Source organism: Corynebacterium riegelii (assembly GCF_016728505.1).
Lineage (GTDB): Bacteria > Actinomycetota > Actinomycetes > Mycobacteriales > Mycobacteriaceae > Corynebacterium > Corynebacterium riegelii.
Map to the genome: position 1 here is coordinate 1631275 of NZ_CP068159.1, position 26803 is coordinate 1658077.

At 58.9% G+C, this 26803-nt stretch carries 24 protein-coding genes; 9 read left to right on the forward strand and 15 right to left on the reverse strand.

Annotation, left to right across the window (positions count from 1 at the left end; genetic code table 11):
* Window positions 1-63: 63 nt before the first annotated feature.
* The 3 genes from I6I71_RS07720 to I6I71_RS07730 all read right to left on the reverse strand — a co-directional run bounded on the left by I6I71_RS07720 (window position 64) and on the right by I6I71_RS07730 (window position 4559).
* Entirely contained in the window at window positions 64-3591 is a 3528-nt protein-coding gene (locus I6I71_RS07720; RefSeq protein ID WP_201823558.1) for an ABC transporter ATP-binding protein, read from the reverse strand.
* Window positions 3592-3658: 67 nt separating this feature from the next.
* Window positions 3659-4054 carry a hypothetical protein gene (locus tag I6I71_RS07725; RefSeq protein ID WP_201820026.1) on the reverse strand — a complete coding sequence of 132 codons (396 nt, stop codon included), beginning with the start codon at window positions 4052-4054 and terminating at the stop codon, window positions 3659-3661.
* A complete protein-coding gene (locus I6I71_RS07730; protein WP_201820029.1) occupies window positions 4032-4559 on the reverse strand; it encodes a hypothetical protein in 528 nt (175 codons plus the stop codon). The genes I6I71_RS07725 and I6I71_RS07730 overlap by 23 nt, the downstream gene beginning before the upstream one ends.
* Before the next feature lie 61 nt (window positions 4560-4620).
* On the opposite strand from I6I71_RS07730, the gene I6I71_RS07735 reads away from it, so the two are divergent.
* Both I6I71_RS07735 and I6I71_RS07740 read left to right on the forward strand, forming a co-directional pair.
* Window positions 4621-6165 carry a carboxylesterase/lipase family protein gene (locus I6I71_RS07735; protein ID WP_201820032.1) on the forward strand — a complete coding sequence of 515 codons (1545 nt, stop codon included), beginning with the start codon at window positions 4621-4623 and terminating at the stop codon, window positions 6163-6165.
* A 131-nt stretch (window positions 6166-6296) separates the two neighbouring features.
* Window positions 6297-7124 (forward strand): hypothetical protein, encoded by an 828-nt coding sequence (locus I6I71_RS07740; protein WP_201820036.1) that lies wholly within the window; start codon window positions 6297-6299, stop codon window positions 7122-7124.
* 6 nt (window positions 7125-7130) lie between these two features.
* Here the strand turns inward: I6I71_RS07740 and I6I71_RS07745 are convergent, their stop codons facing one another.
* The gene (locus tag I6I71_RS07745) at window positions 7131-7604 is read right to left on the reverse strand and encodes a cupredoxin domain-containing protein (protein ID WP_201820038.1); all 474 of its coding nucleotides are present in this window, start codon (window positions 7602-7604) and stop codon (window positions 7131-7133) included.
* A 109-nt stretch (window positions 7605-7713) separates the two neighbouring features.
* On the opposite strand from I6I71_RS07745, the gene I6I71_RS07750 reads away from it, so the two are divergent.
* The 5 genes from I6I71_RS07750 (at window position 7714) to I6I71_RS07770 (ending at window position 12694) form a co-directional block, all read left to right on the forward strand.
* Window positions 7714-8922 (forward strand): MFS transporter, encoded by a 1209-nt coding sequence (locus I6I71_RS07750; protein WP_201820040.1) that lies wholly within the window; start codon window positions 7714-7716, stop codon window positions 8920-8922.
* Window positions 8910-9908, forward strand: a complete 999-nt coding sequence (locus tag I6I71_RS07755) for a nucleoside hydrolase (RefSeq protein ID WP_201820042.1) — start codon at window positions 8910-8912, stop codon at window positions 9906-9908. Before I6I71_RS07750 ends, I6I71_RS07755 begins: the two co-directional genes overlap by 13 nt.
* A gap of 147 nt (window positions 9909-10055) precedes the next feature.
* The gene (locus tag I6I71_RS07760; protein ID WP_201820044.1) at window positions 10056-10850 is read left to right on the forward strand and encodes an ECF transporter S component; all 795 of its coding nucleotides are present in this window, start codon (window positions 10056-10058) and stop codon (window positions 10848-10850) included.
* A 3-nt stretch (window positions 10851-10853) separates the two neighbouring features.
* Window positions 10854-11534, forward strand: coding sequence for an energy-coupling factor transporter transmembrane component T family protein (locus tag I6I71_RS07765; protein ID WP_236587281.1), 681 nt, complete (start codon window positions 10854-10856; stop codon window positions 11532-11534).
* Window positions 11525-12694 (forward strand): ATP-binding cassette domain-containing protein, encoded by a 1170-nt coding sequence (locus I6I71_RS07770; protein ID WP_201820054.1) that lies wholly within the window; start codon window positions 11525-11527, stop codon window positions 12692-12694. The genes I6I71_RS07765 and I6I71_RS07770 overlap by 10 nt, the downstream gene beginning before the upstream one ends.
* 10 nt (window positions 12695-12704) lie before the next feature.
* On the opposite strand, the gene I6I71_RS07775 is transcribed toward I6I71_RS07770, so the two are convergent.
* The 9 genes from I6I71_RS07775 to I6I71_RS07815 form a co-directional block, all read right to left on the reverse strand.
* On the reverse strand, window positions 12705-13835 hold the full coding sequence (locus I6I71_RS07775; protein ID WP_070462078.1) for an AAA family ATPase: 1131 nt from the start codon (window positions 13833-13835) through the stop codon (window positions 12705-12707).
* Window positions 13836-14238: 403 nt separating this feature from the next.
* Window positions 14239-15147 (reverse strand): NaeI family type II restriction endonuclease, encoded by a 909-nt coding sequence (locus I6I71_RS07780; protein WP_201820056.1) that lies wholly within the window; start codon window positions 15145-15147, stop codon window positions 14239-14241.
* Window positions 15148-15155: 8 nt separating this feature from the next.
* The gene (locus I6I71_RS07785) at window positions 15156-16157 is read right to left on the reverse strand and encodes a DNA cytosine methyltransferase (protein WP_070495231.1); all 1002 of its coding nucleotides are present in this window, start codon (window positions 16155-16157) and stop codon (window positions 15156-15158) included.
* 101 nt (window positions 16158-16258) lie between these two features.
* A complete protein-coding gene (locus I6I71_RS07790; protein ID WP_201820058.1) occupies window positions 16259-16783 on the reverse strand; it encodes a hypothetical protein in 525 nt (174 codons plus the stop codon).
* Window positions 16768-16977, reverse strand: a complete 210-nt coding sequence (locus I6I71_RS07795; protein ID WP_201820060.1) for a hypothetical protein — start codon at window positions 16975-16977, stop codon at window positions 16768-16770. The genes I6I71_RS07790 and I6I71_RS07795 overlap by 16 nt, the downstream gene beginning before the upstream one ends.
* Before the next feature lie 45 nt (window positions 16978-17022).
* A complete protein-coding gene (locus tag I6I71_RS07800; protein WP_201820071.1) occupies window positions 17023-18015 on the reverse strand; it encodes an L-lactate dehydrogenase in 993 nt (330 codons plus the stop codon).
* 17 nt (window positions 18016-18032) lie between these two features.
* Window positions 18033-19415, reverse strand: coding sequence for an amino acid permease (locus I6I71_RS07805; protein WP_201820074.1), 1383 nt, complete (start codon window positions 19413-19415; stop codon window positions 18033-18035).
* A gap of 58 nt (window positions 19416-19473) precedes the next feature.
* Window positions 19474-20085: a hypothetical protein gene (locus I6I71_RS07810; protein ID WP_201820077.1), complete on the reverse strand. Its 612-nt coding sequence runs from the start codon at window positions 20083-20085 to the stop codon at window positions 19474-19476.
* 39 nt (window positions 20086-20124) lie between these two features.
* Complete coding sequence (locus I6I71_RS07815) at window positions 20125-21084, reverse strand: hypothetical protein (RefSeq protein WP_201820080.1); 960 nt, start codon at window positions 21082-21084, stop codon at window positions 20125-20127.
* Between the two features lie 42 nt (window positions 21085-21126).
* On the opposite strand from I6I71_RS07815, the gene I6I71_RS07820 reads away from it, so the two are divergent.
* On the forward strand, window positions 21127-23349 hold the full coding sequence (locus I6I71_RS07820; RefSeq protein ID WP_201820082.1) for a DEAD/DEAH box helicase: 2223 nt from the start codon (window positions 21127-21129) through the stop codon (window positions 23347-23349).
* A 187-nt stretch (window positions 23350-23536) separates the two neighbouring features.
* On the opposite strand, the gene I6I71_RS07825 is transcribed toward I6I71_RS07820, so the two are convergent.
* A complete protein-coding gene (locus I6I71_RS07825; protein ID WP_201820086.1) occupies window positions 23537-25057 on the reverse strand; it encodes an aldehyde dehydrogenase family protein in 1521 nt (506 codons plus the stop codon).
* Window positions 25058-25074: 17 nt separating this feature from the next.
* Window positions 25075-26001 carry an NAD(P)-dependent oxidoreductase gene (locus I6I71_RS07830; protein ID WP_330910991.1) on the reverse strand — a complete coding sequence of 309 codons (927 nt, stop codon included), beginning with the start codon at window positions 25999-26001 and terminating at the stop codon, window positions 25075-25077.
* Window positions 26002-26095: 94 nt separating this feature from the next.
* Here I6I71_RS07830 and I6I71_RS07835 point away from each other — a divergent pair, with 94 nt between their 5' ends.
* Window positions 26096-26743 (forward strand): DUF3100 domain-containing protein, encoded by a 648-nt coding sequence (locus I6I71_RS07835; RefSeq protein WP_201820092.1) that lies wholly within the window; start codon window positions 26096-26098, stop codon window positions 26741-26743.
* The last annotated feature ends 60 nt before the right edge of the window (window positions 26744-26803 follow it).

Genomic DNA, 26803 nt, shown 5'->3' on the forward strand with positions numbered 1-26803 from the left:
ATCAGTCACGCTTCGACATCGCCTATAACAATTCTTGCAGGTGTGCCGCCGGAACTACCCCCATTATCGGTGTGCCTCCCACATGCGTGCATACCGGCCTCCCATAGCGAGTAATTCAGCGTGGCTGCCGTCTTCCACAATACGTCCCGAATCAATAAAAACGATACGGTCCGCCCGCGCGGCGGTGGCCAACCGGTGGGCCACAATCACGGCAGTGCGCCCCGCGGTGGCCTGGTTTGAGGCGTTGAGCACCGCGCGTTCGGTTGCAGGATCCAACGTGGCTGTTGCTTCATCCAGCAGCATCGCGTCTGGCTGCAGCAGCTCGGCGCGCGCAAGTGCGATGATTTGTCGTTGGCCAGAGCTTAAACGCCTGCCGCGATCACCCACGCGCGCGTTGAAGCCGCCTGGGATGGATGCGATGACGTCTAGCGCACCAATGCGCTCAACTGCTGCCTCGATGTCGGCGTCAGTGGCCTGCGGCATTCCGTAGGCAATGTTGCTGGCAACCGTGCCTGCAAACAGGTAGGACTCCTGCGGCACCTGCGCCAGGCTGCGACGCCACTGGGGAAGCGGGAATTCACGAATATCCACACCGGAGGCACGCACAGAACCTTCGACAGGATCGTAGAAGCGCGCTAGGAGTTTGACCACAGTGGATTTGCCCGCGCCGGTCGGGCCGACCAGCGCCACGTTTTCGCCCGGGCGCAGTGCCAGGGTCATATTCGCAATGGTGGGGGTGGTGGCGCTTTGGTAGGTAAACGTGGCGTCGGCAAGCAAAAGCTCCCCACGTACAGCCTGACGGGCATCGGGTGAGGTGCCGGTATCGGGCACGTCGGTGCGCTCGCGCAAAAGTTGGGTGATGCGCTCGAAGCTGACGGTGGCTTGCTGCCAGGAATCAAAAATCTGGCCAAGCTGCTGAATCGGCCCGTAGAGCTGGCCGAGATACATGGTGAAGGCTACCAGCACGCCGATGCTGAGCGTGCCATCTGCCACCCGTTGGGCACCGATGCCTATCACCAGTGCCGTCATGATTTGGCTAATGGCCTGCATGGCGGGGAAGTACAGGCCCATGGCGGTAATAGAGCGCATGCGCAGGCGGCGGTAGTGATCGGATTCGGCGGCGAAGGCGGCTTCTGCACGCGCCTCGCCGCGGTGCATCTGGGTGACACGAATGCCGCCGATTAGCTCAGCAAATTGCCCGTTGACCAGGCTGACCTGGGTGCGCGCGGCGCGGTAGAAGCGCTTGGAATAGTGCCGGAACACTAAGGTGGCAAGCACGATCACGGGCACCGCCAGCATGGCAATCAAAGTCAGCGCGCCGTCGGTGGACACCAGCATGACGGACACACCGATCAGTGAGCCGACGGCCACAATCGCCTGGGCAAGACCCGTCTGCAAAAACGAGGACAGCGTGTCAATATCCGTGGTCATGCGCGTGATGATCTTGCCGGACAGCCGTGATTCGAAATAGCTCAAACCCAGCCGCTGCAGATGCGCGTAACTGCGCAGCCGAAGCCCGTAGAGCAGGCGTTCGCCAGCGCGCGAGGACAGCACCGTCATCGCCACCTCCGCAGCCCAGGCGATCAGCACCACGCCCAGGCCAAGCATGCCTACCTGCAGCAAAAAATCTCGGTTGCCTTGCTCGATGCCGCCGTCAATCGCCGCGCGGGTCAGCGTTGGAAACGCCAGATCCGCCGCCACACCGACCACCAGCAGCGCAACGGTTGCCACGATCAGCCAGCGCACCGCCGAAAACAGGTTGCGCACACGGAACTCGCCCTCCGGCAGTTGCAGTTGTGGCATCTCCGTCGCCTCTGGCAGTTGCGCCACTCGCTCCATCAGCTCCTCGGTGGCGGAGGCAGGCGCAGTATCCTCAGGTACTTCCGGCCACAAGGTTTCCGCAGGGGGCTTTTGCTTATCGACGCCTACGTGATCCCCACCAGCGCCCATCAACGCCTGGTAGGCCTCGGTGCGTGCCACCTCATCGCGAGGACCGTCCATGATCACGTGGCCGTGATCCATAACCACCACGCGGTCTGCATGGTCCACCGTGGACTGGCGGTGCGCCACCGCGATCACGGTCACCCCGTGAAGGTGGCTTCGAAGATTCGCCAGGATTTTGGCTTCGTTGATGGCATCGATGGCGGATGTGGCGTCGTCAAGCAACAGCACCTTTGGGCGGGCGAGCAGCGCACGGGCGAGTGCTATGCGCTGACGCTGGCCACCGGAGAGGGTCAGCCCGCGCTCACCGACCTCAGTCTGATAGCCCTCGGGCAGGCGCTCAATGAACTCATCAGCAAGCGCTAGGCGCGCTGCCTGCTCCACCTCAGCCTGCGAGGCATCCGGGTTGCCCAGCGCAATGTTGTCGTAGACAGAGGTGGAAAACAGGAAGGCCTCATCAAACACACACGTGACGTGGGTGCGGTCAGTGGGGAAGACCGTACCTTGGTCAGGCGTGTAGAAACCGCCGCCAAGCTGCAGAGCCATGGTCTTGCCCGAGCCAGGCGGGCCAACGATAGCCACCTGCTCGCCGGGATTGACGTGCAGCGTGAAGTCATCCAGCACCTGGTTGCCATTGAGCGCAAAATCCACGTGATCAAAGCGGATGCCCGAGCTGGCCTGCGTTTGCTGTGCTGCGGGTGTTTCGGGGGCTTCTGGTGCTTCTGGTGCGAGTTCGAGGACGTCTTCAAGCCTCGCAACCGAACTCATCCCCATGTGAATGCGCACATACTGGCTTGTCAGCGCGGAAAGCTGCGTGGTCATCGCCGTGAGGTAGGCGGTAAACGCCACAAACGTGCCGACGGTGATGTCACCGCGAAGCGCACTCATGCCGCCAATCACAATCGTGATCACCAGCGCCACCTTGGGCAGCTGCGCCAACAGCGGCTGGAACCGTGCAGTGAGCTTCGCGGTGCGCATCTTCACTGCGTAGAGCTCTTTGCCCAACGCATCCAGCGCATCAATCTCGCGCTGCTCCTGGCCAAAAGCCTGCACCACGCGAACGCCAGAAACCGTCTCCTCAACCTGCTGCGTGAGATCCGCGGCCTTCTGCTGGTTCACCCAGGTTGCGGCGTACAGCAGACGGCGTGAACGGTTCGCTTCCCAAATCATCAGCGGCAGCAGTGCCAGTGCCATGAGTGACAGCGAGACGTCCATGGTAAACATCACCACAAGCGTGGCCACCAGCTGCAACGCTCGCGTAAACAGCATGGGGGAACTGCCCAACACCATGTGGAACTGGCCCAAGTCTGTAATTGAGCGCGACACCACCTGGCCCGCAACAATGCGGTCCTGACCAGGGCCGTCTAAGCGGTGCAAGGTGCGAAGCAGTTGTACGCGCATCCAGTGCTGGCTATTGGACGCCAAACGCCCCGAGGTAAACCTTCGGATGAAGTTCACAGCAAACGTGGCAAGTGCAATGGCCACCATCGCCCAGGCGACCTTGTGGATATCGCCTGCCGTGTTGCCCGCAGCGATGTCTATCGCACGACCCGTCAGCGCCGGTACCGCCGTTTGAAACACTGCCGAAAACACCGCAGCGGAAAACGCCACAATGGCAGGGCCACGGTTGGCGGACAGCGCACGCAACAGCGCACGCCTGGCGCTGGGTGGGGTCGCGGGTTTGGGCTGAGGTGAGGACAAAATCTACTCGGTCTATCTACTCGGTCTCGGCTTCCGGATTCTTCTTGGTGTTTTTAAACAGATTGAGAATCCACGCAGCAAAGTTGCGGGGATCCATGCTCATCTTCGCTTCTGTAGCGTCCGCCTTCTCCGGCAGCGGTTCCGCAAAAGCTACAGGGGTGGCCCCGAGTGCGCCGACGGCGTTGTCCACCACGGCGTTAGCTAGCTTGCGGTTAGCCGCCCTGCCGGCAAGCGCGCCAAGGCCCAGCGGCAGCAGTTTGCCAATCCAGCCGCGAAGCAGCTTGCGACGCATAGAACGCAGCGCAAACCGGGTCAGCATGCTGTTGGCTTCCTTCAGCGTTGGTCCGGAGAACTTGTTCAGTGTGTTTTTGCTCAGCGGCTTGTCACTGTCAGAGCCCAGAATCGTATCCACAATGGCCACGCCCTTCGCACCGGTCAGCGTGGTCAAGACCACCGCGCGGCGACGCTCCGGATCGGAGATATCCGTTGCCTCGCAGGTACGCCGAGGCAACGGTGTAAAACGCAGCGAGATCTAAAAACAGCACAGACTCGCCGGCAATGGCAGCTGCGCCCGTAACAAAACCAACGCCAGGAATCGCCGCTGCAAGGCCCGCGCCAGCGCCGGTTGTGGCAACCGTGGTACGGAACTGCTTCGTCATCAGCTCCTGAATCTCATCTGGCGTTGCGTCTGGGTTTTGGCGACGCAGCCAATTCACGTACGCGCGGATCGTGCCCGTCTGCAGGTTCACTGCCGCATCCACAGAACGGATAAAGGCTTTGCCTAACGGTCCAGCGTCCTCAATCAGGCGATTGGGATCCTCTGACTCAATTTCCTTGATCAAGGTCTTTGTCTCGCGTTCGGAGATTGCTGTGCCTTCTGCGTTGTTGTTCTTTTTGTTTCGTTTAGTCCCCAGCATTCGGTGACCTCCTTTTTGTTCTCGAAACAGTCTACGGGTGTGCAGCGCTACGCTGGCGGGCATGGATGGAGAGCAAAGCCTAGAGGTGCCCACTTCGGCGGGCGTCATCCGCGGCTTTATCCACCCCCGAACTGGCGTGCGCACCTGGCGCGGTGTGCCCTATGGCGGACCGACAGGTGGCGAGAACCGTTTCCGGGCGCCACAGATGGTCACCCCCTGGGAAGGCGTGCGTGAGACCACCCGTTTTGCCCCGCCCGCACTCCAGGGCTCCTTTGGGTGGAAAGACCACGTTGTTGGCACCGAGGACTGCCTGACACTCGACATTGTCCGACCGGACACTGATGAAGAGCTTCCCGTGGTGGTCTACTTCCACGGCGGTACCTTTGTTACCGGCGCAAGCCATGAAAAAGTCCTGCGCGGCCACCTGCTGGCGAAAGCCACCAACGTTGTCTACGTGTCAGTGAACTTCCGCCTCGGCGTGCTGGGGTACCTGGACTTCCGCTCCGTAGGCTCGGACTGTGAGGCCAACCCGGCGATCCATGATCAGATTTTGTCCCTGGCATGGGTGCGCGACAACATTGCCAACTTTGGCGGCAACCCAGAGCGCGTGACCATCATGGGCGAATCCGCCGGCGGCGCCGCTGTTCTACACCTCATGTGCGCACCAGCCGCGCGCGGCATGTTCCATGCAGCTGTTGCCCAAAGCCCGCCCGCAGCCAGCGTACACTCTCGCCGCCAGGCCGAAATGTGGGTGCATGAGCTTATCGACGGCATGGGGATGTCCCGCCTGTCCACCCTCGAAGACCTGCGCAAAGCAGATGCAGCGGACCTGGTAAGAACCGGCCAATCCATGCTGTTCAACGGCAAAGAGCTCGTGCAATTTAACACCGCGTTCATGCCAACCGTGGACGGGGTAACCCTCAAGGCACACCCCATCGACGTTTTCGATATGGGCAAGCAAGCCGCAGTGCCACTGATCATTGGCACGAACGCCGATGAAGCCAGCTTTGCCAAAACCATGTACCAAACCATCAAGCAGCGTCAACGGGCGGCGCGCCGGGCTTTGAGCGTGTATGACCCGGACAATGCCACCCAGGTCATGCGGGTGTACGGCGATGTGGTGGGCAGACGTGATTTTGCTGAGCTGATTGCAGACGCCGTGTTTTGGGCCCCGTCCGTGTTGGTGGCTACCGCGCACCGGCAGGTGGCGGACACGTGGATGTATCGCTTTGACTACGCCTCTGAGGCGATGCGCAGAATTGGGCTCGGTGCGGTGCACACCTCCGATTTGGCGCCGGTGTTTGGTGATCCGCATGCCACCCGCGCGTCCAAGATTGACCGCTTTGCGCCCGTTGAGGATTTCCAGGAGGTCAGCCGTATGATGCAGTACCACTGGGGCGAGTTCTTCCACCACGGGCGACCGGGGGAGGAGTGGCCGGAGTACGGGTTCCGTGATGAGGATGTGCCGGGGCGTGCCACGGCCATATTTGACCGCGAGTTTTCGGTGCTGTTTGACCCGAAGGCCAGGCAGCGTCGTGCGTGGGAGGGCTTTGATATGCGTGAGTGGGGCATTGGGCGTGCGGAGCTGGTGGAAGACGACGAGTAGGCGCCAAACAAACAGTGCGAATTCATCAGCGCCGTTTCGTTTTCGTGGCTAGGCTGGGGCGGGTCCGCATCCGCGCCGGTTGTGCGTCGTGGATGTCCACTGATGTGCATAGTCAGAAAGGTAGTTCTACCGTGAGCTTTTTCGAGGACATTGCTGCAGCCTTAGACCGCGACGGCATTGAGTCGCGCGTGCATGATGAAACCATGTTTGTGCCGATTACGGCCGATGTGGAGATTCAGTTTGTTGAGATAGATCCGCACTTGCCGGCGGCGAATGTGTATATCGCGGCGGCTGATGTGGATGAAGACGATGATGAGTTTGAAGCCATCTTGGTCTCTGTGGTGTTTTCGGTTGAAGATGCGGTGGATACCGTGGCTACGCATATGGCAACGGACCAGGTGGTCACGGTGCTGGCGGACCTGCTTGAGGGCACCGATGAGCGCATTGGGGACCTGGAGTTTTTCCAGGACGGGGTGAACCCGGATCTGGTGCGCGCCGAGGTTGGTGACAACGCTGAGCTGCACGTAACCTTGCAGGTTATAGACGGCACTCCTAGCGCTGAGGTGCAGTTCGTGGTGCTGGCGGATGACCACGAGGACTTGGTGGATGACGCAATCGGTGAGCTGTGGGAGTCCGATGGGGACGCCGAGCTGACCGAGGAGGACCGCCTGCGTCTGTTTGAGGTCATCCAGTCCGAGAGTGTTGAGGACGCTGAGGTGTTGGACCTGGGCCAGTTCACGGACTTTGACCGTCTGTTTGATGTGCTCTCGCTTGCCGCTGATCAGGCGGAGGACTGGGAGGCGCAGCTTTTGCCGGTGGACGAGGACGATGAGCCCGACGTCTACGACATCTTCGGCCACGACCATCCAGACGAGGACGACGAGGACTTCGACGACGAGGACGAAGATGACGAGGACGACTTCGACGAGGAAGACTTCGACGAGGACGACGAGGACTAGTGGCCTTTAGGCTGCGGTCAGCCCCTCGAACATGGACGATGGGGACTCGATCGGGTTGAACTGCCCGTCGACCAGCCAGACGTAGCTGATGCTGCGCCCGCAGGTTAGCTCATGGATAGCGCCGGCGTTTTCGGGTGCCACCATGGTGCGCACCCACGCTTCGGCTAAGCGGGAATCTACCGGCACCCCAGCGGTGTCGGAGACGCGAACCTCAATCAGGTAGGCGGGCACCTGGGTTTGTCCGTAACCGCGGATCCGGGCCCGTGCTCGTGGCCCGACCCGCCGCCGGGTGATGGCTGCGGTGAGTTGTGGTCCTCCGGCAAATCGCGGCAGCGTCTTCACCGGTGGGCGCCACGCCGCGGTTGGGCGTGACAGTGAGCGTGGGTGGTGCACGATTGCTTGCAGCGCCTCAACGGCGGCGGGGAAGCGGTTTTGGATCTCGGCGGACAGGTCAGTGGAAATAGCTTTGGTAGTGAACATGGCTCACACACTAAAACCTGACCCCCACACACAATCCGCAAATTAGAACACCCGTACTATTTTAGCGCTTTGAGGTGGATGAACATTTCGGGCTAGGCTAGTCGCTAACATGAATCAAGTTATTCCTCATCCGGCGCAACCGGCACCAAAGATCCCGCGAACAATCTGGGTGTTAGTTGCTGCCGCGTTCATCATTGCTCTGGGCTACGGCTTCATAGCCCCAGTGCTGCCGCAATTTGCGGCGAGCTTCGGCGTCTCCATGGCCGCAGCAGGCGCTGTGATTTCGGTGTTTGCCCTTGCGCGCCTGCTTGGCGCGCCCGGTGCTGGCGTGCTGGTGGACAAGCTCGGATCGCGCCCGGTGTACCTCACGGGTTTAAGCATCGTTGCGGCCGCGACCTTCTTCGTCGCTTTCGCGCAGGCGTACTGGCAGATCATGGCGTTGCGCTTTATCGCGGGCTTCGGTTCAACCATGTTCACGCTGTCTGCGCAGGCGCTCATTGTTCGCGTAACCCATCCGCAGATCCGCGGGCGTGCCAACGCGTTGTACGCCACCGCCTTTTTGCTGGGCAATATCTTCGGCCCCATCATTGGCGCGGCATTGTCGTTTTTGGGTTTCCGTGTCCCGTTCGCGGTGTACGGCATCGGGGTGGGCTTGGCGGCGCTGTTGGTGTGGGTGCTTACGAATAAGCCGAATTCGAACGCTGTGCTGCCTAAGCCGAAGCCCGCGATGCAGCTTGGTGCAGCGTGGGCCACGCCGACGTATCGCGCGCTTCTGGCTAGTGGTTTTGCTAACGGGTTTGTGAACTTCGGTGCGCGCGTGGCCGTGTTGCCACTGTTCGCTGCTTCTGTGTTCACCCACGGTGCGGCGGCGTCTGGCCTTGCGCTGACCGCATTTGCGTTTGGCACCGCGGTGACCTTGCAGTTCTCTGGCCGGCTTGCAGACGTTGTGGGTAGGCGCCCCATGATCATCGCCGGCATGATTACCGCAGGCGTGTTTACTGCGGCGCTGGGCTTTGCCACCAGTTTCTGGCCGTTGATGATCCTTTCCGTCCTGGCGGGTGTGGGCAGTGGGTTGATGAGCCCGGCGATCCAGGCGTCCTTGGCCGATGTGATTGGTAATGATCGCTCCGGCGGCAAGGTGCTTTCCACCTTCCAGATGGCGCAGGATGCTGGACAGATTCTTGCGCCCGTGTTGTTGGGTGCTGTCGCCCAGGCGTTCGGGTTTAGCGCGGCGTTTGGCGTGTGCGGGGTGCTCTTTGGCGCCACGCTGGTGGTTTATCTTGTGCTGGGGAAGGAGACTAAGCCGTGCAGCGCGTAATTTTGGATTGTGACCCGGGTATTGATGACACGTTCGCACTCATCTACCTGTCTGCAGCAAACCATGCGGGGCAGTTAGAGCTTGATTGCGTGACGACGTCCGCGGGAAACGTATCAGCCGCCCAGTGCGCCCAAAACGCGGCCTTTGTGTTGGCGCAGTGTGGGCTGCGCACCATCCCGATTGCCGCGGGGTGTGAGTCGCCGCTGGAGTGGCCGCTGACCACAACCCCGGAGACCCACGGCGAGACCGGCCTTGGCTATGTCGAAGCACCAAAGCGTCACGTGGAGAAAGACTGGCAGGAGCTGTGGATCGATGCCATTGAGCGCGGCACGGATGACTTGCACCTGATTGTGACAGGCCCTATGACCAACCTGGCAGTGTTCGCCCACCAGCATCCCGCGCACTTTGCGCGTCTGAAGCACATCACGGTGATGGGCGGGTCAGTGAACTACCCGGGCAACACCACGCCGAATGCGGAGTGGAACTTCTGGGTGGACCCGCACGCAGCCAACGAGGTCTTCCGTCTGGCGCACACCCCGATCACGCTGTGCCCGCTCAACGTCACGGAGCAGATGTGGCTTGCCCCGGAGCGTCTTGAAGCAATCGTGAAGCTCCTCGGCACGCAACCCATCGCGCAGAATCTCAAGGAGATCGTCCGGTTCTACTTTGAGTTCCACCAGGACGTGGGGGAGGGCTACGGCGCCCAGATCCATGACCTGCTCACCGTGCTGGTTGCTTTAGATCGCGTACCGGCCACCACCGAACCTGCCTACCTGCAGGTAGAGGCGGACTCGGAGCTGATGCGCGGGGCGGTATCGGCCGATATCAAGGGCATATTCGAGCACGCACCCAACGCAGCGGTCCTCACCAGCAGCGACATCGACGCAGCGTGGGCAGAGTTCGAGCAATCCTGCCGCGTGCACGCAGCGTTTAGCGCAGGCGATCCCACACTCGCCGCGAGCTATCACCTCAAGGCCGAGGATTAGCCCACGCATTAACTCAAGCAAAAAGCTGCTAAACTTCCCCAGCGATTCCACTGCGGCCGAGGTGACATAGGCATAGCAGGGGAGGTTCCTGTTTCTCGTTTTGCCGAGCGCTCTTATGCTCTCGCAACATCTTTGGAAGGCCCATCAATGTCACACACCGCCACCTGGACACCAGCGCGACGCGCGCTTGTAATCGCCGGTGCTGTCATCATCGCAGCAACCTGGCTCTACCTGGTGTTAATCCGACCTACCGACTGGGACACCGTCACCGGTTCCACCCAGGGTGTAATCACACTCGTAGGCTACGGCGTGGGCACGATCCTGCTGCTCATTGCCACCGTCCCGGTGCTGCCAGCCCGCACGCTGGGCCTGATCCCAATCGCCATGATCATCAACTCCGTGGTGGGGGAGATCGTAGGCTCGATCGGTCTGCCGCTGTACATGGACACCATCGGCACTGTGCTGGTCGCGGCCTTGGCAGGCCCGGTCGCCGGCATGACCACGGGTGCCCTGAACAACGTGGTGTGGGGTCTACTGAACCCGGCAGCCCTGCCGTTCGCAGCAGGTGCTGCGCTGATCGGCTACCTGGCTGGCGTGTTCATTCACAACCTCAACGCGTTTAAAAACATCGGCCTCGTTGTGGTCTACGGCCTTGTGCTCGGCGTGATCGGTGGCATGGTTGCCGCTCCAGTTGCAGCGTTTGTTTACGGCGGTACCGCCGGCGTTGGTACCGGCGCCATGGTCAGCCTGTTCCGTGAGATGGGCGCGTCCCTGATCGCATCTGTAACCACCCAGGCGTTTATCTCTGACCCGGTGGATAAGGTCCTGGTCATGCTGATCGCGTTCTTCACCGTCAAAGCACTGCCAAAGCGCACGGTGAGCGCGTTCGCGCCGGGCGTGGCAAAGCAGACCGAGCAGACCCAGCCAACCCCGCAGGTCTAAACCATGTTGAACCCCTTGACCGCGCTTTCTTTGGGCGCTTCCGGCTGGATTTTGGTCATGGGGTTGAACCGTCCCATCGTTTCGGCAGCGGTACTCGCGATAGCGCTCATCGTGGGCACGTTCAAGACGCGAAACTTCGCGCTTATCGCCGCTGTCGCCGCGTTGGCGGTGCCGGTGGCGTTGTCGATGGTGCTGATCCACGCTCCCTACGGCCAGGAACGTATCGCACCGTTAATCACAAAAGACGGCCTCGCCGTCGCAGGCGTGCTTGCGTTGCGATTCTCCGCCCTCATGGCCTGCATCCTCTCCGCAGGCGTCTTCATTCGCGTGCCCGACCTGGCCAAGGTGCTGCAGGTGCGCCGCGGCGGCAACCGCCTGTCCTACATCGCGGGCGCCACACTCCAGCTCATTCCGCAGGCAAGTGCGCGGGTGCGTGCGGTGCGTGACGCGAACCGTCTTCAAGCAAGGCCCATCACCGCCAAAACTGTGGTGCCGCATGTGATCATGCCGGTGCTTTCAGAACTGCTCACACTCAGCGCCCACCGCGGCCGCGCGCTTGAAACCGCAGGCTACGGCATTGCTGGCCCCCGCACGGTCTTAAGGCCGGTGCATGATTCCACGCTGCAGCGCATCGTTCGCATCGCGGCCCCCGTGGTGTGTTTGGGGGTGGCGATATGGATCTAACCCCACTTGAGAACGCGCTTTCCACGCAGAAGCAGGTGGTTGTTACCGGCGCGTCCGGCTCGGGCCTAAGCACCCTTGCCAACCAGATTCATGACACCTGGCCCAACGCCGCCGTTGTTGGCCAGGACCCGATCGCGCACCTGACGTTTCTGCGCGACACCGTTGCCGAAGAGGTAGCCATTGGCCTGGAGCAGCGCGGCGTCCCGCGCGAGGAGATGACCCGCCGTGTCAACGACATGCTCGCGCGTGCGGATCTCACCGAGCTTGCGGAGCGCAACCCCGCGAAGCTTTCCGGTGGGCAGACGCGCCGCCTGGCCATTGCGTGTGTTGCCATCATTGAGCCCGAGATCCTCGTGCTGGACGATCCGTTCGCGGGCCTTGACCGGGATTCCGCCGCGCGTATCCAATCGCTGTTAGACAGCCTGCCCTCGCGCATCGTCGTGCTCACCTCCCGTGGGCAGGGGCATTTTTTGCTTATCGACGCCACGTTAAACCCCCCAACCGCCCCCACCCCCATAACCCTCCCTGAGCTAGTGGTGCCTGCTGGTCTGCCGGAGTTGGAACTGGGGGAGGTGGCCGCGACCCGTGGCCAGCGTCCCCGCAAGTGGTGGCAGTTTCGCGCAGACACCACGCCAGTGTTTACCGCGGGTCCGGTGGCACTCGCGCCACGGCCTGGGGAAGTGGTGTGGCTGCGCGGCGCAAACGGTGCCGGTAAGACGACGCTGTTGCGCGCATTCGCAGGGCTCGACGACAACCCCGGCATTGCCAACACCCATGGCGTAACCGTGTCGTTAGCCCTGCAACGCGCAGCAGACCAGATCGCCGAGGTCACCACGGCAGGCTTTATCAACAGCGCCGACGCGCTCGACCGGCTAGCGGATCTGGGTGTGACTCTGGACCCGGAGGAGCATCCGCTGGACCTGCCGGCAGCGCACCTGCGACTAGCGCAACTTTCCCAGGTGTTTGCCCAGGATCGGCAGTTGGTGTTGCTTGATGAGCCCGACGTGGGCCTAGACAACACCTGCCGCAGCATTGCCCACCGGCTCATCGCCGACGCGCTGACCAACGGACAAGCCGTAATCATGACCTGCCACGACGAAACCTTCGCCGCCGAGGTGGGGGACTATGCCACACTCCAGGAGCTGTGGCTCCGCGCCTAGTCCTTCGCGCCTAGTCCCACCCGGTGTCTCGGGTGCCGCTGTTGAGCAGGTGATGAGCCATGTGCGGAATAACAAAGTTCAGGTATCCGCGCCGTGGGCTGTATAGCAGCTCGCGCTCTATAAGTAGCTGGCGCACGACGGTGAGGTCTTGAGGTCGTTTGCCTAGAAGCTCAGCGATTTGGCCGGTTGAAACTGGCGAGGAGTCCTCCTGAATTTCAGCCATGGCGGTGAGATAGTCGGTTTGCGAGCGTGGGACCCCGAGGAGTGCTGGTCCGTGTACTAGCTGGCCAAGGGTATCTAGAACGGTTTCTGTCACTGCATCTACATCGAATGGCTCGATGATGCTGCGGTTGGCGGAGCGTACTTCCTCAACCAGGTGGAATCCTAGAAGCTGAATAAGGAAGGGGTAGCCGCGAGTTAGAGCAGCAGCCTTGTCGAGAGTGTCGCTGTTGAGGGTGATATTTACTTCGCCTGCTGTGGACGTCAGGATCTCAATAGTTTCTTGCGGGGTCATCGGGGCAAGGCTTACATGCTGAGCTCGCCGCAGAAAAGTAGTGCCCGGATGTTTGAGCAATGAGTTGATCCCATCGGGCAATCCGGCTGCTGCAAAGGCGATGTGGCGGTTATCCCGACGCAAGTCTTGGATGGCCGATGAAAGTTCCCACAGTTCGTTAGGGTCGGCGCTTTGCACCTCATCCAGCGTGATCAAAACACCGGAGCGATCGCCGACAACATCGCACAATTGGTTAAGGACAGAAATGAGGGATGGTACTGGTTGGGGAGTGTTCCGTTGCTCAGTTGAAATGGATCCAATTCCCGCGACACTGATTCCTGTGATGCGTCGGCCACCATTGTCTTGCTGGCTGACTTTTTGAATGGCTTCGGGAACGATTGTGTTCACGAGTGGACCGATCAAGTCGTAAGGGTGAGCGCGGATGACCATCCAACCGTGTTGTGCAGCAGCATCTTCCAACTCGTTCAGAGTAATGGTCTTGCCGATGCCCCTGGGCCCAGAGATCAAGAGGATGCGACGCGGATCACCAACGCTGCCGTCTAAACTTCGGGAGAAGCGCGTGACCACGGACTCTCTTCCGAGCACCACTGACGGAGAGACACCGAATGTGGGAGTGAAGGGGTTCATGAAGCTCCGATCGTCTGCCTGCCGTGGACTTTATACTCTATATAGAGAATATATTTGTTATACACCGCCGGGAATTTATACTTTATATACAATATATACAACGGTGAGTTTTGGCAGGTCCTGACTTGGCTCAATGGCAGGTGATGAAAATCACTCTTGACATTGTGGCCTGTGGGTTTGGGGTTGTGGTGGTGGAAAGTTCGGCACTAAGCGGGTAGTGGCGGGGGTAATCAGTAGTCTGATTTTGTGAGTCCGTATATCCGCACTGTCACAACTGCCTCCGGGGCAACCGCAGTCCAGGTGGTGTGGGCCGAGCATCACGGGTTGAAAAAGCTGCAGTGGGAGGGCTAATTCTGTGCACGCGCTGTCGCATTCATTCGTTGCTTGCTTTATGTCGTTCTTGTCACTCCATGGGGATACGTGGGGCAGGCACCACTGGATCGTTCGGGGTTGCAATTCGCCAGCGCTGGTCGCCAATTGTGATTGTATGTCCGGAGAAACCTAGCTCAGCGGGGTGTACACGCACTGAGAGACTGTCGCCTTCGCGGCAGACAGGAAGGTTGAGTGCGAGCGCGATCCGCTGGTGGCGTTTGTAATCTCCGAGGATGAGTATTCCTTCAGGTTGGAGATTCGAGCGGGACCCGCCGTTATAGCGAATCCGCTTCATGGGGTCCTTCTGTTGTGCGACGGTGTACACCACACCTCGGGGAATGAGCTCCTGCTGTACGAGACGGAAGAGATTGTCCAAGCGAGCCTGCCCACTCGACTGTCCCATAATGAGTTCGAGAGACGAAGGTTCCAGCATGAGGAGAATGTTCTTGGGGTAATGATGCTCCATCCAAGCCCATGCAATCGAATCTCGACCAAGTTTGTTGAGGGTGCGCTTACGGTCCCGGTTAGCTCCAGTATTTAGCACTTCAGGCGTTATTCGGAGAAAGCCAACTCTAAAGAGGGCTGCCTCTTCACTAGCGTGGCAGAGCATGGCGACATGTCCCATTGCTTCATCAGGGATCATCCAACCGTACGGTGCCTTGGAGTATTTACAGTCCACCTCGTGTCCGAGGATTTTGTAATCCATGTGATCGCCGTCGGATATAAAGCTGTCGAACGTACGTCGGATATTGATCTCCAACAAGGAACCAATGTGGGCGAGTTCGGTTTTGCTTAAATCTGATGGTCGAAACCGACCGGTGTGTTGGCCATCGTAGGCCTGATCGAAGGTTTGTCGAAAGACACGCCCCATTTCTTCGCCATCCGCAATTCTGGATCGAAAAAACTCAGCTAACTCTTGTGCGATTGGATCGTTGATCATCGCTCAACCTACGAGACCCGAATCTGTGGTGCAGCCGCCAACCCTTCGCTGAGCGCAGCACGTATTGATTGGCCGATTGCTTCTGCAACTGGTGGCGGGAAAGCGTTGCCAACTTGCCTCCATTGCGCCGTTTTCCCTCCTTGCCATTGCCAGTCGTGTGGGAACCCCTGTAGCACTCCGCCCATTGGGACCGTCAGGCGTGGCATGTTGTCTGGGTCGCCGACAGGGAAATCTGGACCTGGCGCTTCGTCGGCGATAGAGGATCCTCGGACCCCCATCAGTTTCCAGGCTTCACGGGCGCGGGTGGGGCCGACATCTGGTCCGCCATGCTTCTTGGAGCCGCCTACGAGTGTTGGGGCGACAGAAGTGGCCTGCTTCGCCCAATCTTCAGCACCCGGCCAACCTGCTGCACCCATCATCTCGCCTAATGCCTCGCCAACGCTCACGCGGTGATCTAAAGGCTCTGGCCAACGGAAGTGGTGGGCGAGTTCATTGCGCAAAGCGACAAGGATGAAACGTGGGCGCAGCTGGGGCACACCAAAATCCGCGGCCTGGAAAAGATCCCAAAAGGTGGTGTATCCAAGGTCATCTAACTGGTCGATGATCTGTGTTCGGTAGTTGTCGAACCGCTTCTGAGACAAGCCTTTAACGTTCTCCAGCATCACTGCATTCGGTTGGATCTCGTCAATCAGGCGCAACGCTTGGGGAAACAGGTCGCGTTCGTCATCCGAACCGAGTTGTTTACCTGCGATGGAAAATGGAGGGCAAGGGACTCCGCCAGCGAATAGATCAATCTGACCGCGCCACTTCGTGCCGTCCAAATCATGAACGTCTTCATGGAGAATCTCCACGGTATCGCCGCCCAATTGCTCACGATTGGCGTGGAGGGTTTTTACAGCCCAGTCATCGATTTCAACCATCGCTTGGTGGGTAAAGCCTGCGCGCTCCAAGCCAAGTGCCTGACCTCCAGCGCCGGCGCAGATCTCTAGCGAGGTGAACCGTTGCTCCATTTGTCCTCCAGTTTCTGATGCTATGAACCTTAAATCAATCTAGCCTAGGCAGTCCACACATCAATCAATGACGCAAATGTATGTTCTAATTTGGGTCGTAGCTACTGCTCATCCGGTATGAACTGTCCCGCGACGTGGTCTCGTGTTCCGTGGTTGCAGACAATGCCGTGCTCGCCGTTGAGGCAGTACCAGGTTTCTGGTCGGCCGACGTAGGTTGCGGTTTCTTCATGGTCTTCGTAGACGAAGCTTTGGATAACGTTTGGGGCGGGGTGACAATCGTCTGGATCAGACGCAGAAACCACATACGTGCCGCTCTTGGCCCGGAAGTAGTTGCAGTAGGTCATCCCAGGCTCAACGTAAGGCGCGAAATGTGAGGCAGGATCAGTGATCGGGGCCGGGGGATTCGCCGGGTCAAAACGGTGGGAAGAATACTGCCCGTTCGGAGCAAGCTCCAGCCAGTAGCGTGCATCCGCATACTTTGAGTTGGCTACACGCAGGTTGTCTGGTCCCTCGACGCGAATCGTGCCGTCTGCAAAGTGGAACAAATCGAACTCGCCGAAAGACACTTTTTCGCCCGGCGCGAGTATGGCCGTGTCTTGCAGCAGCGTGTCTAGAGAGGAATCCACGACAACGAAGCCGTAACCAGCCGCGGTGTGGACAAAGCAGGGAAAATCGCCGTGTACATCGCGCACGCGTTGCCGCCCTCCTCAAACCACACGGTTTGGGACTGAGCCATCGGATTATCTGAGAACTGTTCTGGGTTGTTGAAGTCCTCAGGGTTGCGCTCCGCCAGGATTGCTAGCGGCGTTGTGATGCGCATGGGGGCAGTATAGGGGGCAACGTGGCGTCGATAAGCAAAAGCCCCTTAGTCGGTCAACCCGGTGGACTCGACAACCTCGCGCAGCGTCTTGGCGGAGGCGTCGAACTTGGCAAACTCGTCTTCAGAGAGGCGAAGCTCCACCACATTGCGCACACCGTCACGGTTCAGGATGGTCGGGGTGCCAATGTAGATGTCGCGCTGCGCGTACTCACCCTGCAGCAGGGCGGAAACCGGAAGGGCGACGTCCTCATTACGCAAGATGGCGCGGGTGATACGAGCCAGCGCGGAACCAATGCCGAAAGAGGTGTTGCCCTTGCGCTTGATGATGTCGTAGGCCGCGTCGCGGGTCTTGACAAACATCTCATCAATCTCGTCGTAGATACCCGGGTTGGTCGCCGCTTCCTTCTCCAGCATCGCGTGCAGCGGGACACCAGCAACCGTGCCGGTGGAAATTACCGGAAGCTCCGAATCGCCGTGCTCACCAATGATGTAGTTGTGCACCGCACTCGGCGCCAGGTCGAAGAACTTGCCCAGGTTGTGGCGCCAACGAGCCGTATCCAGCACCGTGCCGGAACCAATGACTTGATTCGACGGCAAACCGGTCTGCTTCCACGTGACGTAGGTCAGCACATCCACCGGGTTGGTAGCCACCAGGTAGATGCCGTTGAAGCCGTTGTCCATGATGGACTTGTTGATGGACTCAAAGATCTTCACGTTGCGGGCCACCAGGTCCAGGCGGGTTTCGCCCTCGCGCTGCGCTACGCCAGCACAGTTCACAATGAGCGCGGCATCCTCGCAGTCTTCGTAGGTGCCAACAGTGACCTTGATGTTGTTGCCGCTAAACGGCACGGAGTGAGCCAGGTCCTCAACCTGCGCCCAGGTTAAGTCCTGATCAAGATCAATGATTGCCAGGTGATCAGTCAAGCCCTGGTTGAGCACCGCGTAGGCGTACGCGATACCAACAGCACCTGCGCCGATGAGCACGATCTTGTTGCCGGGAGTGACATGTTCTGGAAGTGATGCATTCGTTGCAGTCATGCTCCCTAGTCTAGGCCCTATTTGGCTTCAGTAGGCAGTGAGAGCATTGCTTGTGGACGCCCAGTTGCGAAATACAACAACGACATAATGCCCAGAAACGCCACACCCACACCAAGTGCCAGGTGGTACTGCGGCAACCACACCATAATGCCGAAGGTGAACAGGATAAACGCGATTGAGAAGTACTGCCCGTAGGGCCAGAACGGAACGGGGAATCGTAGCGATTCGACTTGGGTGGGTGTCATGTGGCGCCTGGACGCAACCTGCGCCAACAGGATCATCAGCCACACAAAGACAGTGGCGAAGGTGGCTAGGGCTGCGATGGTTTCAAACACGTTGGGGAACATGTTATTGAGCACCACGGCGATGACAAGCACGATCAACAGGGAAACGGTGGTCATCACCGGGATGTCGCGCACCGTCTTTGCCATTGCGCGCGGGGCGAGGCCCTCCTTAGCCAGGCCGGTGAGCACGCGGCCGGTGCCAAACAAGTCCGCGTTAATCGCAGAAAGCGCAGCGGTGACAACCACCAAGTTGAGAAGACCAGCCGCCCAGGTGACGCCGAGGGTGTCAAAGATCTGCACAAACGGGGACTCTTCACCCGTGATGGTGCGCCACGGATTCAGCATCAAAATGATCAGGATGGCCAGCACGTAGAAGAGCAAAATACGCGCAGGCACCGTGTTGACGGCCTTGGGAATGGACCGGTCCGGATCATCGGCCTCAGTGCCAGCAACACCGATGATTTCCGTGCCACCGAAGGCGAAGAGCACGAGGATAAACGCTGCAATCATGCCCTGCGGGCCATTGGGCATAAACCCGCCGTCATTCCAAAGGTTGTCCACACCCGTAATCGCCGGGTTTTCACCAAGACCGAAAGCGAGGATGGCCGCGCCGCCCGCGATCATGGCCACCACGGCGGCAACCTTGATCAGGGTAAAAGCGAACTCCAGCTCGCCGAACCAGCGAACACTGGCCAGGTTTGCCGCGCCGATGATGAGCAGTGTGACCGTAATCCACACCCACGCGGGTGTATCCGGGAACCAGAACTTCATATAAATGCCGATGGCGGTCAGATCCGCCAGACACACAATCATCATCTCGAAGGCGAACATCCACCCCGTGATGTAGCCGCCCAAACCGCCCAAGTGCTCACGGCAGTACACGGCAAAAGAGCCGCGCACCGGGTGGCGCACGCTCATCTCTCCAAGCGCGCGCAGCATGAAGTACACCACCGCGCCGCCAAGCAGATACACCAACAGCACAGACGGGCCGGCCGCCTGGATCGCGCCAGCAGAGCCGTAAAACAGGCCCGTGCCAATCGCACTACCAAGTGCGATGAAGTGAATATGTCGATGTGTGAGCCCCCGGCCTGGGGAGCGTTGCGGCGCCGTGGTCATGTGCCAAGGTTAACCCTTGGTTGTCCACAGCAAGACGTGAGGTGGCTGTGAGGATTTCTCAAGGCGTGAAACGGGGCGAGGAATACTGGCCAGAAGAAGTAAGTTCGAACCAGTGGCCGTCGCGCTCGCCGCGGGCGGTGCCGTCGGCGTTGAGAGTAAATGTGTACTCACCAAGCGTGACCCGCTCATTGGGGTTGAGTGTTTCGTAGTGGGTCGGACCATCCGTGCCCAACACCTTGGTGGTTTCAAAACCCTCGCCGTCGCGGAAGGAAATGTAGTCCGCCGGCCCCTCGTTGAGCTCCACGTCAGTTTCATTCGGCGGCAACGTGCCTGTGAACTCGGCGTTGCAGCCAAAATACTCCGCCGGCTTGACCACGCAGCGGTTAAACGTGTCACCGAAAACAATCGCGTACATGTGCTTGTATGCACCATCAACCACGAAGTCTTCCGGGTTGCGCTCGGTCAGCGCTGGGGCGGACTCGGTTGTTTCTTCCGGCTGCTCGGTAGCGTCCGGCTGGTCTACCGGTGCCGCGCTCAGCGTTGGCTCAGCCAGCTCGTTTTGTTGCGCCTGGTCGGTGGAGTCTGCGCCGGTGCAGGCGGTGGCACTAAGGACCGTAAGGGTGGCGCAGGCAAGCGTGGCAAGAGCGCGCCGGGAAACGTGAAACTTCATGGCTGCGATGCTACGGCACTCACGTGCAGGTATGTGCCGTTACGGCAGCCGGTGGATCTCATCAAACGGCACAGCCACAACTTCGCCGTTGCCTACTGAGGCCGGCTCACCACTCGGGCTGCTGTCACCGCAGCTGAGTTTGCCGTTTGCACCGATGTACTCCTCGCCCTCGTAGAAGTAGCGGCCGGTACACCCCCAACCCTCAGGGGAAGTCCAAAATGCTGCCTGGCCTTCAGTCTCACCAAAGTGCAACGCCAAGCGGTAGCCCTCCATCACATCCATGGCGGTGTCACAGTTGGTGCCGTCTTCTACGGCTATGACTGCTAAAGCATCCCCAGACGGCGCGTGCAACACCCCGCACTGCGTGCCAACATCCACGGGTTCTTTGGATTGGGCGATGCGATCTTCTGGGTCATCATCAAACTGGATCACGGAGTTGTGCACCTCCACGCCCTGGCCGTCACGCTCCACACGAAAACCACCGTTGTGCAGGTGCGTAAACGTGGTGCCATAAATGGTTACGCGCTGGCCAGGTTCAAGCCCCGGTGGTGGGGAAGCGAATCCCTGCGAGCCGGGGGAGTGACCAGCCTGGAACTCGCCCAAGTCATAGTCAAAGTCAAACACGTTTGAATACGTTGCATCTGGCCACCCGCCGTTGAACTGCATCTCGGGCAGGGGATAGCGAAACATCACCTGACACGACGTGAGTAACTGGCCCGGGTAGTCCGGGTCCAACGATTCGTCTTTGACAAAGCAGCCGGCAACACCAGAGTTGCCACCCACCACAGCGCCATACCCGTTAGCAAACAGCTCCGGGTCAACATCTACGTACCCGTCATCCTCTTGAGCTGCGGTTATCTCTTCGTCCGGCGCCTGAACGTCTTCGATGGGGACGAAGGTGGGAGGGGGAGTCGACGCGGCGTCGTTACGCAGGGCACTGGGCACGCACCCAGCGAGCAGAAGGGTGGCAGCGAGCAGGGGGACGGTACAACGTTTCACAAATAGCAGAGTAACGCGTCCGTGAGTTAAGGTATGCAAGCAATGAGCATTTCCGAAAACGCCACCGGCGGCGAGAATGAGCCGGATGTAAACATGTCGGAAAATCAGGAAAACCCGCAGGATGTCGCAGCCGATGCTGCACGTGAGGACACCAGGGATGCGGGAGTTTCTGAGGATACCGGCGCTGCGGAGACCGCAGCCAATGCCGAAACTAATGAGACTGAGCAGATTTTGAGCCTTGCAGACGTAGTCGGGGTCGAGCCCCACGAACTTGTGCAAGAGCCTGAGGCTTCTGAAGAGACTGAGACTGAAAAGCCGGAGAACGGGTTTGAAAACTTGGGCCTGCCGGAAGACGTTGTGGACGCGGTTAAGCGCGTTGGCTTCGAGCAGCCCTCTCCAATCCAGGCGCAGACTATTCCACACCTGATGGAAGGCCGCGACGTTGTCGGCCTCGCGCAGACGGGTACCGGTAAGACCGCAGCGTTCGCGCTGCCGGTGCTGAGCCAGATTGACCCGAAGCAGCGCCACCCGCAGGCACTGGTGCTTGCGCCGACGCGTGAGCTGGCACTGCAGGTGTCGGACTCCTTCCAATCTTTCGCCGACCACCTTGGCGGCATCCAGATCCTGCCGATCTACGGCGGCCAGGCCTACGGCATTCAGCTGTCCGGTCTGCGTCGTGGCGCCCAGGTGATCGTGGGTACCCCGGGCCGTGTGATCGACCACCTGGAGAAGGGCTCGCTGGACATTTCCAACCTGCGCTTCCTGGTGCTGGATGAGGCCGATGAGATGCTGAACATGGGCTTCCAGGAAGACGTTGAGCGCATCCTGGAAGACACCCCGGACAGCAAGCAGGTTGCACTGTTTTCCGCGACGATGCCGGGCGCGATCCGCCGCATCTCCAAGCAGTACCTGGACGATCCGGTAGAGGTGACGGTCAAGAGCGAAACCCGCACTAACACCAACATCACCCAGCGTTACCTGTTCACCGCGCACCGCAACAAGCTTGACGCGATCACCCGCATCCTTGAGGTGACCGAGTTTGAGGCGATGATCGTATTCGTTCGCACCAAGAACGAAACCGAGGAGCTGGCCGAGAAGCTGCGCGCCCGCGGGTTCTCCGCCGCAGCTATCAACGGTGACATTCCTCAGCAGCAGCGTGAGCGCACGGTTGATCAGCTTCGCGACGGTCGCTTGGACATCCTCGTGGCCACCGACGTTGCCGCCCGTGGCCTGGATGTGGAGCGCATCTCGCACGTGCTCAACTACGACATCCCGAACGACACTGAGTCTTACGTCCACCGCATCGGCCGCACCGGCCGCGCGGGACGTACCGGTGAGGCAATCCTGTTTGTCACCCCGCGTGAGCGCCGCATGCTGCGCTCCATTGAGCGTGTGACCAACGCAACAATCGAAGAGATGGATTTGCCGACGGTGGATGAGGTCAACGAGAGCCGCAAGACCAAGTTCATGGACTCCATCACGGAGTCCCTGGAGGCCTCTGACCTGCAGGTGTTCAAGACCATGGTCCGCGAGTACTCCGCAGTGAACAACATTCCGATGGATGACATCGCTGCAGCCCTGGCTACCCAGGCACAGGCGGGCGATGAGTTCTTGATGAAGGAGCCGCCGCGCGACAAGCGCGACCGCCGCGACCGTGATCGTTTTGACCGTGATGATCGCCGTGACCGTGGCGGGCGTCGTGACCGTGACCGCTTCGATCGTGATGATCGCCGCGGTGGACGTGGTCGCTTTGCCAACGACAGCGAGAACTTTGACACCTACCGTCTTGACGTGGGCAAGCGCCAGCACGTGCGCCCAGGTGCCATCGTTGGCGCCCTGGCAAACGAGGGTGGCTTGAGCTCCAAGGATTTCGGCCGCATCACCATTGGTGGTGACTTCACCCTGGTGGAGCTGCCGAAGAACCTAGACAATGCCGTGCTTGACCGTCTGACGGATACGCGTATCTCCGGCCAGCTGATCAACATCCAGCGTGACCACGGTGCGCCGCCGCGTGACCGTGGTGGTTACGGTGGTCGTGGCCGTGGCGGCTGGGACCGTGATGACCGCGGTGGCCGTGGCTATGGCCGCGACCGCAACCGTGGCGGCTGGGACCGTGACCGTGATGATCGCCGTGACCGCGGTGGTCGCCGTGACCGTGACCGTTTTGATCGTGATGATCGCCGCGGTGGTCGTGGTGGTTGGGACCGTGACCGTGATGATCGTGGCGGCCGTGGAGGCTTCCGCGGAGGCCGCGACCGCGACTAACGCTTGTGCCTAGCGCTGAACCAGCGCTTAAGCGTGTAATCCCGCCCTTGCGGACCAGTTTGGCTGGTCTGCTCGGGCGGGGTTTGTGCTTTTATGGGGTCATAGCGCCCAGAGACAGGCAAAAGTGAACCCTTGAAAGCCCTTTCAGGGGAGTTTGAGAGATCCAGTTTGCCTGGATAACTGCCCCTTACCGGCTTTCCTGAGTTCCGTAACCGAAATTCACTAGAGGCGCTTCAGCAGTTTCGACCCAAACACTCTTCACGTCGCTGTAAGCCTTGAGCGCATCTAAGCCTGATGACCTGCCGTAACCACTGTCTTTCACGCCGCCGAATGGACTGCTTACATGAATAGTCTTATAGCCATTAATCCAAACGGTTCCCGCTTGGAGCTTTTCGGCTACTCGATGTGCCCTGCCGACGTCCCGTGTCCATACGGCACCAGCCAACCCGAACTTACTGTCGTTAGCGATACGAATCGCGTCTTCCTCCGTATCAAAAGGTATTGCTACTACGACGGGACCAAATATCTCTTCCTGAGCGCACTCGTCGCTGTTTGAACCCATTAGGATAATAGGTTCCACGTAAAGACCCGTGCGGTCCGAATCAAGCGACGTCCTTCCGTCCGGAGTGTTAATTCCCGAGCGAATCGCACTGGTTACAATCTCGCAGATGCGATCAAACTGCTTACGATTATGAACCGGTGCAATTTCCGTCTTCTCGTCTGTAGGCGGTCCGACTTTGAGTTTTTGTGCAGACCGTGCGAGATCAGATACGAAGCTGTCGTAGATCTCTTGCTGAATTAGAAGCCGGGAGCCAGCTACGCAGCTTTGGCCTGTATTTGCGAATATTGCTGCCTGAGCTCCGACCAACGCTTTTTCATAGTCAGCATCGGAAAAGACGATATTGGCGGATTTGCCACCAAGCTCCAGGACACAGGGGAGGCCCTCTGTCGCAGCTGCTGCAGCGATTTTACGACCAGTGGGAACTGAACCGACGAAAACGATCTTCCGCACAAGCGTCGCGTCTATCAGGCTACTCCCGATGGTGTGACCATATCCAGCAATGACGTTAACGAGCCCCTTAGGAAGCCCCGCTCGTTCAGCGATTACTGCTAGTAGAAGTGAGCTTAACGGAGTGAGTTCGCTTGGCTTCAGGATCACTGCGTTGCCAGCAGCAATCGCTGGGGCGATCTGCCAACCTGCAGTAAATATTGGGGCATTCCAAGGTGTGATCTGAAGAACTGTTCCTAAGGGTTGATACTTCGTGTAATTAAGGTGAGTTGTCGGCACGTCGATGACGTCACCGTGGATCTTGTCGCACCAACCGCTGTAGTAGCGGAACATCTCAATGACCTTTTTGACTTCCCCTAGACTATCGCGAATGGGCTTGTTGGCGCTGAGAGATTCAAGAAGCGCGAGATCCTCCAGGTAGTCTTCCATATGATCGGCGATCCGATGCATCGTAAGTCCGCGCTGAGCTGCGGTAACACTCATCCATTCGGACTGGGCGGTTGTGGTGATCTCTTTGACCGTATTGCGGATGGAAGGAGAGGCATCTTTGTAGCGAAGCATCTCGGTTTCATCGGAAGCAAAGAAGACGCTAATGTCATCTCCATCGCCAAAAACCCACTCGCCGCCTATGTAACTTGCTACCCCTGTGAAACTCGGGTCGATCTTTTGTGCAAGTTCTAGAATCTTTGAATCCATCATGATGTCTGGTGCAACTCCTAGTTAGGTTCGATTTCCGAGAAAGGTGAGCCAGCAGTGGTTCTTACAATTTCGTTGAAATCTCTCTGATCTGGTAGGTCGTTCTGAGATTCGTGCCAAATGCTCAGAGCTAGCTTGGAGAGGGGGTGGTCCGCAACCCCCTGTCCCACTAGCTCTTCAACGAGTTGAAGATCCTTCCGCATCAAGCCGGCTGTAAAACCGGAATCATAAGATTGATCGAGGATCCAGCGAGGGAAGTTAATCTCGCTGACAGCACTTCTTCCTGAACCAAGGTTGAGAGCTTGGATTAACGCTTCAGGACTGAGCCCCTCGGAGGTGGCGATATTCACGGCTTCAGAGACAGCTATTAGATTCAAGCCGACCAAAAGATTATTGCAAAGCTTAGCTACATTTCCTGATCCAACATCACCAAGCCACATGTGACGAGAGGTCATGATGTCCAACAGGGGTGTTAGGTCCCTGTAAGTATCTTCAGCACAACCAACCAGGCTGATCATGGTGCCTTCACGAGCACCCGATGGCCCGCCGGAGACAGGAGCGTCAGCGAAAGCGACATTTATGTCTTGCAGACCCGAAGCAACCCGCCTGCTTGCCTCGGGGACAGAAGTAGACATATCGATCACTGCATTAGCTTGTAGACCCAGGCTGCGCAGGCTCGCGGGGCCCAAGCAAACTTCCTCAACATGCTCCGCTTTTGGTAGCGACAAAACAACCCAGTCGGGCTGGGCTTTGACGAGTGCCTCTAGGTTTTCCGCTACGGGAACGCCAGATTCTTGGGCTAGCTTTCGGGCCTCGCTTGAAATGTCGAACCCGGTCACGTGCTGTCCCTTGTCCAAAAGGTTTTGAGCCATCGAAAAACCCATTTTTCCGAGACCGATGATTCCAACGTGCATCAAATCTACCCTTATGTGTTGTATCTTACAAATACGTTGCGAGTATAACGCAGACCACTAGAGGTGGTTCGGTGGTTCTGGAAATGACTGGAATCCGGGAACGTAGGAGCATGCTGAAAGGAAAACGATGGAAGTGAAAGAGCAAACCAGATCTTGGTCTTACTACCTAGATTGGCGTCTTCACGCACTTGTTATTGCGCTTGCTTGTCTGGCGGAATTAATCGGAATTATTAAAATTCCGACGCCGATTGGAACGCTAATCTTCCTGCCTCTGCTTTATGCATTCGTTTTTTCTTTATTCTTCAACCCGAATATTTCTCGGACCCTAGGCAAAGCTGTTAGGTCCGACTCTCCTCGAGTTGCTACACACTGGATCCTTATATGCCTTATGCCGTTCATGGCGAAATTTGCTATCGCTATCGGTCCGCAGATTGATGAGATTATTGCTGCCGGTCCGGCTCTTGTACTTCAAGAATTAGGCAATGTAGCGACGCTGCTTCTTGCAATGCCGGTTGGCGTATTGATCTTTGGGATGGGGCGAGAGCTGGTCGGCGCTACGCATTCGGTTGCGCGTGAACCAAATATTGCACTTGTTGCAGACCGCTACGGTCTCAAATCCCCTGAAGGCATTGGTGTTATGGGGATTTACGTTATGGGTACTGTGTTTGGCGGTGTCTTCTTTTCCCTTATCGCAGGGCTTGTGGCTTCGTGGGACGTATTTGACTACCGAGCGATTGCCATGGCATGTGGTGTGGGTTCAGGCAGCAGGACCTGACCCCTGTTTGGTAGACACCCCTGATTCCGACCGTGTTGGGTCGGGGAAAGGTAGCCTGCC

Excerpts from the sequence above, each read along its gene's own strand:
- I6I71_RS07730 (WP_201820029.1), bottom strand. The coding sequence starts at position 4,559 with ATGCTGGGGACTAAACGAAACAAAAAGAACAACAACGCAGAAGGCACA.
- I6I71_RS07735 (WP_201820032.1), top strand. The coding sequence starts at position 4,621 with ATGGATGGAGAGCAAAGCCTAGAGGTGCCCACTTCGGCGGGCGTCATC.
- I6I71_RS07745 (WP_201820038.1), bottom strand. The coding sequence starts at position 7,604 with ATGTTCACTACCAAAGCTATTTCCACTGACCTGTCCGCCGAGATCCAA.
- I6I71_RS07750 (WP_201820040.1), top strand. The coding sequence starts at position 7,714 with ATGAATCAAGTTATTCCTCATCCGGCGCAACCGGCACCAAAGATCCCG.
- I6I71_RS07760 (WP_201820044.1), top strand. The coding sequence starts at position 10,056 with ATGTCACACACCGCCACCTGGACACCAGCGCGACGCGCGCTTGTAATC.
- I6I71_RS07765 (WP_236587281.1), top strand. The coding sequence starts at position 10,854 with ATGTTGAACCCCTTGACCGCGCTTTCTTTGGGCGCTTCCGGCTGGATT.
- I6I71_RS07770 (WP_201820054.1), top strand. The coding sequence starts at position 11,525 with ATGGATCTAACCCCACTTGAGAACGCGCTTTCCACGCAGAAGCAGGTG.
- I6I71_RS07775 (WP_070462078.1), bottom strand. The coding sequence starts at position 13,835 with ATGAACCCCTTCACTCCCACATTCGGTGTCTCTCCGTCAGTGGTGCTC.
- I6I71_RS07780 (WP_201820056.1), bottom strand. The coding sequence starts at position 15,147 with ATGATCAACGATCCAATCGCACAAGAGTTAGCTGAGTTTTTTCGATCC.
- I6I71_RS07785 (WP_070495231.1), bottom strand. The coding sequence starts at position 16,157 with ATGGAGCAACGGTTCACCTCGCTAGAGATCTGCGCCGGCGCTGGAGGT.
- I6I71_RS07795 (WP_201820060.1), bottom strand. The coding sequence starts at position 16,977 with ATGCGCATCACAACGCCGCTAGCAATCCTGGCGGAGCGCAACCCTGAG.
- I6I71_RS07800 (WP_201820071.1), bottom strand. The coding sequence starts at position 18,015 with ATGACTGCAACGAATGCATCACTTCCAGAACATGTCACTCCCGGCAAC.
- I6I71_RS07805 (WP_201820074.1), bottom strand. The coding sequence starts at position 19,415 with ATGACCACGGCGCCGCAACGCTCCCCAGGCCGGGGGCTCACACATCGA.
- I6I71_RS07810 (WP_201820077.1), bottom strand. The coding sequence starts at position 20,085 with ATGAAGTTTCACGTTTCCCGGCGCGCTCTTGCCACGCTTGCCTGCGCC.
- I6I71_RS07820 (WP_201820082.1), top strand. The coding sequence starts at position 21,127 with ATGAGCATTTCCGAAAACGCCACCGGCGGCGAGAATGAGCCGGATGTA.
- I6I71_RS07825 (WP_201820086.1), bottom strand. The coding sequence starts at position 25,057 with ATGATGGATTCAAAGATTCTAGAACTTGCACAAAAGATCGACCCGAGT.
- I6I71_RS07835 (WP_201820092.1), top strand. The coding sequence starts at position 26,096 with ATGGAAGTGAAAGAGCAAACCAGATCTTGGTCTTACTACCTAGATTGG.